Source organism: Roseovarius sp., assembly GCF_027019125.1.
Lineage (GTDB): Bacteria > Pseudomonadota > Alphaproteobacteria > Rhodobacterales > Rhodobacteraceae > Roseovarius.
In genome coordinates this window covers 1-6,825 of record NZ_JALUXE010000029.1, presented here as the reverse complement: position 1 = coordinate 6,825, position 6,825 = coordinate 1, and the positions used below count along the sequence as shown (strand labels likewise).

The following is a 6,825-nucleotide window of genomic DNA, read 5'->3' as shown; positions in this document are numbered from 1 at the left end:
CCGCCGGCACCCGGCCGATTGGGCATGTTCCGGCCCCGTGCTTCAGCACAGTCTGGCTGACATAGTAACGGTAGAGCTTGCCGCCCTTGCGGGTGTGGGTCGGCGAGAACGCCGCGCCATCGGGGCCATAGAGCAGCCCCTTCAAGAGCGCCGGTGTCTCGGCCCGGGTGCGGGCGGCGCGCTTGCGGGGGCTTTCTTTCAGGATGGCATGCACCCTGTCCCATGTCGCGCGGTCGATGATCGCCTTGTGCTCGCCGGGGTAGCTGTGGCCCTTGTGCACCGCCTCGCCGATATAGGCGCGGTTGTTTAGCATCCGGTAGAGGAACTTCTTGTCGATCCGGTTGCCTTTCGGCGTGCGCAGACCGCGCTCTTCCACTTCGCGCGCCAGTTCCGTGCCCGAGCCGATCTCAATAAAGCGGGCGAAGATCCAGCGGACGTGTTCCGCGCGTTCCTCATCGATGACCAGCTTGCGGTTCTCGACCCGGTAGCCCCAGGGCGGCACCCCGCCCATCCACATGCCCTTCTTGCGGGAGGCCGCGAACTTGTCGCGGATGCGCTCGGCCGTAACCTCGCGCTCGAACTGGGCGAAGGAAAGCAGGATGTTCAGCGTCAGCCGGCCCATGGACGTGGTGGTGTTGAAGGACTGGGTGACCGAGACGAAGGTCACGTCGTTGCGGTCGAACACCTCGACCAGCTTGGCGAAGTCGGCGAGCGAGCGGCTGAGGCGGTCGATCTTGTAGACCACCACCACATCGACGAGCCCATCCTCGATATCGGCGATCAGCCGCTGCAGGCCGGGCCGCTCTAGCGTGCCGCCCGAGATGCCGCCATCGTCGTAGCGGTCGCGCACAAGCACCCAGCCCTCGGAGCGCTGGCTGGCAATGTACGCCTCGCAAGCCTCCCGCTGGGCGTCGAGCGAGTTGAATTCCTGCTCCAGCCCTTCCTCGGAGGATTTGCGGGTATAGACCGCACAGCGGCGCTTGATCTTCACGCTTGTCATCGCCGGCTCCGATTCTTGAGCCCGAAGAACACCCAGCCGTTCCAGCGGGTGCCGGTGATGGCGCGGGCGACCGAGGACAGCGACTTGTATGGCCGGCCTTGCCATTCATAGCCGTCGGCGGTGACGGTGACGACATGCTCCACACCCTGCCATTCGCGGATCAGGCGCGTGCCGACGATGGGCTTGAGATCGGCCCGGATGCGGCTTTTCTTGCGGTCGCCGCCGTCCAGTTCCTCGCCCAGCCGTTCCAGCCGTTTCACCGTCTCCGGCTTCAACCCGCCATAGGCGAGCTCCTGGATGCGGTAGGCCAGCCGGCTTTCAAGGTAACGCCGGTTGAAGGGCGGCGGCTCGCTGTCGAACAACTCGCGCCACTGGGTCTTCAACTCGGGCGTCTTCATGGCCTTCAGCGCGGCCAGGCGCGCGGGGATGGGATCGTGTGAGTTCATGCGGTCCTCCTGTCGGTTGGACCTGCACTACCGCTCTCAACGCCTGAGTTGTGAAGCGGAAATTCTCCATGTTTCGCGAAGAGTTGCCCATGTTCCCGCATTCGCAGGCGGATCAGGCCGAGGGCCAGCAAGGCGCAGAGTTCCGCGCGGCGCTCGCGGGGCGTCATGGTGGCGGGTGGCAGGGGGTTTGGGCCGGCACGACCTGTCATCGGCGTAATTCCTTGTGTTGGAAGCCTCCCAAAGGATCGGCTTTCAATAGGAAAATACAAGCATAATCAAATCGGTAGGGAAGATGTGCGTAACAGCTAGAAACCTTTCGAAGGCAGTCTTGCGAAATGTCGCATGCCAAAGAGTATCCCAGGAATCCCTTGCATTGACTCAGTTCGGGGCACCAAGTGCGAGGAACGACTCCGACAGCTCACAAAGCGAACGAAAAATTCGTGATTGATCCTTGGACGCCCCGGTTTTACGTCAATATTTCGACAACTAATAAGAGACTCGGAGGCTAACTCATGCAGATTGAGAAAAAGTATTTCACCATTGAGGAAATTCTCGAACGCTGGCAGATGCCGGAGCATGATCTGGGTTATCTCGCCGAAAACGATGAGTTGCGCCTGTCGATCCGGATCTACGACGTTCCGATGGAATTTGGCGAGTTTCGCAGGTTGAAATCTGGTGGACGTCGTTGGTCTCCTAAGGAGAGGACGATCTATTCTGGCCTCGTCGATCTGCATCCTGGTGACGCCTATATGATCTTTCGCTGCTCCGAGCGGAACGTATTTGACTTCCGCCAGCCTGATGGAAGCTGCATGCGCGTGCACTACATGGCCAGTCCGGTTCTCGTCATGCTTGGAGATCTACTTATACGTCGTGAGGAACGGGACAGAATCGAAAAGGTGCGAGGCTTTAAGACAGCAGAGCTTTGCTCTGGGAGCACGGGATTTTCTGCGTCTCCGGACTACCATCACGTGTGCTGCAACGGGCAACATTACTACCTTGGGGATGTCCAGGCACGCGTAGTGAAGGAACTACATAGCGCAGCAGCTCGAGGCGAGCCCTGGCAAAATGGGAAGCGCCTGCTGACTGTTGCGCGGTCACGTAGTATGCGAATGGCTGACGTATTCAAGTCGCAGTCCAATTGGCGCGATCTGATCGAATCTGACGGTCGGGGCCTATACCGACTTAGAACTGAGGTCGTCCCAGAAGAGTGAAGCGGTTGAGGGGGATGGGTATCCCCCTCTTTGTGGGATGCCCCGGGGATCGCCAGCGGATGACGATCCCCACCTCAGCTTAACAGTCTGATTATTCGTGATAATTTTTTCTTCCTAAATCCCCCCGCGATCCCCACGACATCCCCCTTTAGGATTTCGCATTGTGCCTCCGAAAACAAGACGGAGGCCGTGATGCAACAACGCCATCTCAACCAGATCGAACTTTCGCGACGGTGGAACATTTCGCACCGTACACTTGAACGCTGGCGCTGGACCGGGGAAGGCCCTCCCTATCTGAAGCTCGGTGGCCGGGTGCTCTACCGGCTTTCCGACATCGAGGTTTTCGAGCAGAGTCAGCTGCGGCGCGCGCGCCTTGTCAGCGATGCGGTGGCGCGGCTCGGGCAGCGACCGCGCCGGCTGACGGCGGATCCTGCGCGCGCGTCCAGCCATGAGCGCGGCGCCGTGCGAGCACCGCGGGCATGCTGATGGCACCCCAGACCGGGAACATTCACTCGGTACACCCGCTCACCGACATCACCTTCTGCGCCTGGGTTGGCCAGGCCGCACCCGGCGACTGGCTGGAATACCACCGGGGCTTTCTCGGGATCGACGTGATGCCGGGCATGTCGACCTTGTCCGACAAGGACCGCAAGCGCCTCGGCGCACTGGCTCGGGCCGCGTTTCGTGCCTGCGAGGCAGGGCTCGTGCATCTGGTGCAGCAGCGCCTCGGCCCGGACCGCTTCGCCTATTTCGCCATCGCCCGGCCCAAAACCGGCGCAACACCGGTACCGCTCGACCGGCTGCTTGTCGAGCCAGAGGCCGCGTGATGACCCTGTCTTTCCCATCAATCGGAGGTCCCGACATGCCACAGATTGACAACGCTCCCCAGTTCAATGACCTCGACCGGCTTTCGCTTGGCGACATCGCCGCGCTGCCCACGGAAATGCTCCTGGAGCTGCAGGAGGCGGCGCGCGCCGAGACCGCCCGGGTGAAACGGCTGCGCGAGAGGTTTGAGGCCGCGATCGCGCGGCGCTATGGCGCGGCGGCGGATGCCGAGCGCGCGGCCCGGGACAAGACCACCGGCACGGTCCGCATCGAAGATGGTGACATCACGATCATTGCCGATCTGCCGAAGAAAGTGGCCTGGGATCAGAAACGACTGGCCGAGATGGCAGCGCGCATCCGCGCGGCGGGCGACGATCCGGCTGAATATCTCGACATCACCTACCGCGTTCCCGAGCGCCGCTATGCCGCCTGGCCCCAGGCATTGCGCGAGGGCTTCGCGGATGCCCGAACCGAGACCACCGGCAAACCCGTGTTCCGGCTCGAATCCCGAGCCCGGTAACGCGCGGCGGCGGGGCGCCCGTGCGGTGACGCCGGGCAGGTTCCCCTTCGGCACCCGGTCATCCCCGCCGCCGCGCACCCTGCAACACCATTGGAGAACGACATGAGCATCCGCATCATCACCGCCGACGAACGGCTCTCGGTTGCCGAGAACAAGACCTCGCTTGCGATCTTCGGCCCGCCCGGCGTCGGCAAGACCACGCTGCTGACAACGCTGCCCGCCGAGGAAACCGTCTGTCTCGACCTCGAGGCCGGCCTCAAATCCGTGCAGGACTGGCGCGGGGACTCGATCCCGGTGCGCAGTTTCACCGACTTTCGGGACCTTGCCGTGCTGATCGGCGGGCCGGACCCGGCACAGCATCCGCAATCCTGGTACGGCACCGAGCGCCACGCCTGGCTGCAGGCCGAGCACCGCGACAGCGGACTCGAGGAATTTCTGGCGCGCAAGCGCATCATCTTCGTCGACAGCATCACCGACCTCACACGCCAGGCGATGACCTGGGCGCGCCAGCAGCCCGAGGCGTTTTCCGAGCGCACGGGCAAGGCGGATGTGCGCGGGGCCTACGGGCTTCTCGGGCGCGAGGTGATCCAGGCACTGAAGCATCTGCAGCACGCACGCGGCAAGACGGTGATCTTCGTGGGCGTGCTGGAAAAGGTCACCGACGAGTTCGGTGCGGTCACCTGGCAGCCTCAGATGGAAGGCTCGAAAGCCGGCCGCGAACTGCCCGGCATCGTCGATCAGGTGGTCTCGATGCAGTTCTTTGCCCCTGACGGTGAAGGCGGATGGGTGTTTGACGAGGCCGCCACCGAACGCCGGCTGGTCTGCAAATCCGGCAATCCCTGGGGCCTGCCCGCCAAGGACCGCTCCGGCCGGCTGGACATGACCGAGCCACCCGATCTCGGCGCGCTGATCGCGAAAATCGACGGTCGCGCGCCCACACAATCCTCTTTCTCCTCCTGAACAGACGCAAAGGAACCACGACATGAGTTACGATCTCAATGACGCCCAGCCGCAAATGGCCCCCATCGGCGAACTGATCCCCGACGGCACATTCGCCAGGCTCCGCCTGACCATCCGCCCGGGGGGTGTAGATGGCGGCACGCAGATGGATGCGGGGCTGCTGAAGGCTTCGCAGTCGAGTGACGCGAAAATGCTCGACTGCGAGTTCACCATCCTCGAAGGCCCGCATGCGCGGCGCAAGTTCTGGCAGAGCTTCACCGTGGCCGGCGGCAAGCTCGATGAAAAGGGTCAGTCGATCGGCTGGAAGATCTCGAAATCGACCTTTCGCGCTATCGTCGACAGCGCTTTCGGTCTTGATCCGCGCGACGAGACCCCGGCCACCAAGGCCAAAAGGGTTCTGCCCGGGCTCAGGCAGCTCGATGGCATCGTGTTTGCCGCGCGCATCATGGTCGAGCCCGCGTCCAACCCGAAATACCGCGACCAGAACCGGATCGCCAATGTCGTTCTGCCCGACGAGCCGCACTACGCGGCGATCATGGGTGGCGAAACCGTTCCACCCGAGCCGGTCAATGCGCCACCGCGCAAGGCCGCGACCGCGCAGGCCCCGGGCTGGCAGGCGCAAGCGCCGGCATGGGGCGCGCAACAGCCGGCCGCGCCGCAGGCGCAAGGGGCATTGAGGTCACAGCCGGGCAATCCGGGTCAGGGCACTACCGGTGCGTCGGCGCCAGCCGCCATGCCCGCCTGGCTCAACGGCTGACGGGCATGGCCGAATGCCGGAGATGAACCGATGGCACGTCGCCCGCGAAAGAATGCAGGCCCTCGGCGCAGGCCGCGTGTTCGCAAGCCGCGCGCTCGCGAGATCGGCCGTCAGGCAGGATCGGAACAGCTCCGCCCATCCGAGGCGGCGCCTCCGCTCTGCGCTGTCTGCATGCGCGAGGCACGCGGCTTCGGCTACTGCCACGGGCTGAGGCATGACCGCCATCCCCATTACCGCTTCTGTTCGCGCCGGTGCCAGGACATCGGCGCGGAAATCGCCAAAAGGAACAACGGCATGATCGACAAGACCGCGCGCGAGCGTCAGGCGATCCGTGATGCACGGGCGTCTTTCGCCGAGGCGCTCACATCGCTCGGGCTCATGGAGCCCTTCTTTCACCGCAAGCCGGAGGACATCGACCGGCTGATCGAGGCGGCGGTGACCGGCTACATCGACAGCATGGGCAGGCAGGCCGCGCGCAAGGAGCGGACCGGCACCGTGCTCGACGACCCGATTCCGTTTTGAGGGCACGCCGATGATCGACCTCAATCACAAATCAGGCTGCATCTATGGTGCCGATGCGCCGCGCCCACCGATCGCCGAGGCTGTATCGGCGGCCATCGATACCGCACTCGTCCGGCGCCACGGGAAAGAGCGCCCCCGAACCTATGTCAGTTCCTCGGGGCTTGGCCGCGACTGTCTGCGCCAGATCCAGTTCGATTACCTGGCGGTGCCAAAGGACGAGGGCCAGGACTTCGCGCCGCGCACGCTGCGCATCTTCGAGGCCGGTCACCGGGCCGAGGACATGGTGGCGGGCTGGCTGAGGCTGGCCGGGTTCGACCTGCGTACCGAACGCGCCGACGGGCGGCAATACGGTTTCGAGGCGCTCGGCGGACGGTTCAAGGGCCACATCGACGGCTGCCTCATCTCGGGCCCCGTCGCCATGGACTATCCCGCGCTGTGGGAGAACAAGGCGCTTGGTGCATCCAGCTGGAAGGACGTGGTCAAGCGCGGCGTCAGCGTCGCGCGGCCGGTCTATGCCGCGCAGATCGCTCTTTATCAGGCCTATCTCGAGTTGCCGAACCCGGCGCTCTTCACCGCGCTCAATC

The 6,825-nt window shown here is 64.0% G+C and carries 10 protein-coding genes; 8 read left to right on the top strand and 2 right to left on the bottom strand.

Annotation, left to right across the window (positions count from 1 at the left end; all coding sequences use genetic code 11):
* Both MVC20_RS12285 and MVC20_RS12280 read right to left on the bottom strand, forming a co-directional pair.
* Positions 1-1,000, bottom strand: a 1,000-nt coding sequence (locus tag MVC20_RS12285) for a recombinase family protein (protein WP_297541763.1), incomplete at its 3' end; no start/stop codon positions are given.
* The gene (locus MVC20_RS12280) at positions 997-1,446 is read right to left on the bottom strand and encodes a DUF2924 domain-containing protein (RefSeq protein ID WP_297541761.1); all 450 of its coding nucleotides are present in this window, start codon (positions 1,444-1,446) and stop codon (positions 997-999) included. The genes MVC20_RS12280 and MVC20_RS12285, both read right to left, overlap by 4 nt.
* A gap of 512 nt (positions 1,447-1,958) precedes the next feature.
* Here MVC20_RS12280 and MVC20_RS12275 point away from each other — a divergent pair.
* The 8 genes from MVC20_RS12275 to MVC20_RS12240 all read left to right on the top strand — a co-directional run.
* On the top strand, positions 1,959-2,657 hold the full coding sequence (locus MVC20_RS12275; RefSeq protein WP_297541759.1) for a hypothetical protein: 699 nt from the start codon (positions 1,959-1,961) through the stop codon (positions 2,655-2,657).
* 192 nt (positions 2,658-2,849) lie between these two features.
* Positions 2,850-3,143: a helix-turn-helix domain-containing protein gene (locus tag MVC20_RS12270; protein WP_297541757.1), complete on the top strand. Its 294-nt coding sequence runs from the start codon at positions 2,850-2,852 to the stop codon at positions 3,141-3,143.
* On the top strand, positions 3,143-3,484 hold the full coding sequence (locus MVC20_RS12265; RefSeq protein WP_297541756.1) for a hypothetical protein: 342 nt from the start codon (positions 3,143-3,145) through the stop codon (positions 3,482-3,484). The genes MVC20_RS12270 and MVC20_RS12265 overlap by 1 nt, the downstream gene beginning before the upstream one ends.
* Positions 3,485-3,519: 35 nt before the next feature.
* Positions 3,520-4,002, top strand: coding sequence for a hypothetical protein (locus MVC20_RS12260; RefSeq protein ID WP_297541754.1), 483 nt, complete (start codon positions 3,520-3,522; stop codon positions 4,000-4,002).
* Between the two features lie 102 nt (positions 4,003-4,104).
* Positions 4,105-4,962 carry an ATP-binding protein gene (locus tag MVC20_RS12255; protein ID WP_297541752.1) on the top strand — a complete coding sequence of 286 codons (858 nt, stop codon included), beginning with the start codon at positions 4,105-4,107 and terminating at the stop codon, positions 4,960-4,962.
* 22 nt (positions 4,963-4,984) lie between these two features.
* Positions 4,985-5,719 (top strand): hypothetical protein, encoded by a 735-nt coding sequence (locus MVC20_RS12250; protein ID WP_297541750.1) that lies wholly within the window; start codon positions 4,985-4,987, stop codon positions 5,717-5,719.
* 294 nt (positions 5,720-6,013) lie between these two features.
* Complete coding sequence (locus tag MVC20_RS12245; RefSeq protein WP_297541748.1) at positions 6,014-6,241, top strand: DUF6511 domain-containing protein; 228 nt, start codon at positions 6,014-6,016, stop codon at positions 6,239-6,241.
* Between the two features lie 10 nt (positions 6,242-6,251).
* Positions 6,252-6,825: hypothetical protein (locus tag MVC20_RS12240; protein WP_297541746.1), on the top strand; the 574-nt coding region annotated here is incomplete at its 3' end.

What these genes read in the sequence shown, in the direction of transcription:
- MVC20_RS12280 (WP_297541761.1), bottom strand. Translation starts at nt 1,446, where the DNA reads ATGAACTCACACGATCCCATCCCCGCGCGCCTGGCCGCGCTGAAGGCC.
- MVC20_RS12275 (WP_297541759.1), top strand. Translation starts at nt 1,959, where the DNA reads ATGCAGATTGAGAAAAAGTATTTCACCATTGAGGAAATTCTCGAACGC.
- MVC20_RS12270 (WP_297541757.1), top strand. Translation starts at nt 2,850, where the DNA reads ATGCAACAACGCCATCTCAACCAGATCGAACTTTCGCGACGGTGGAAC.
- MVC20_RS12265 (WP_297541756.1), top strand. Translation starts at nt 3,143, where the DNA reads ATGGCACCCCAGACCGGGAACATTCACTCGGTACACCCGCTCACCGAC.
- MVC20_RS12260 (WP_297541754.1), top strand. Translation starts at nt 3,520, where the DNA reads ATGCCACAGATTGACAACGCTCCCCAGTTCAATGACCTCGACCGGCTT.
- MVC20_RS12255 (WP_297541752.1), top strand. Translation starts at nt 4,105, where the DNA reads ATGAGCATCCGCATCATCACCGCCGACGAACGGCTCTCGGTTGCCGAG.
- MVC20_RS12250 (WP_297541750.1), top strand. Translation starts at nt 4,985, where the DNA reads ATGAGTTACGATCTCAATGACGCCCAGCCGCAAATGGCCCCCATCGGC.
- MVC20_RS12245 (WP_297541748.1), top strand. Translation starts at nt 6,014, where the DNA reads ATGATCGACAAGACCGCGCGCGAGCGTCAGGCGATCCGTGATGCACGG.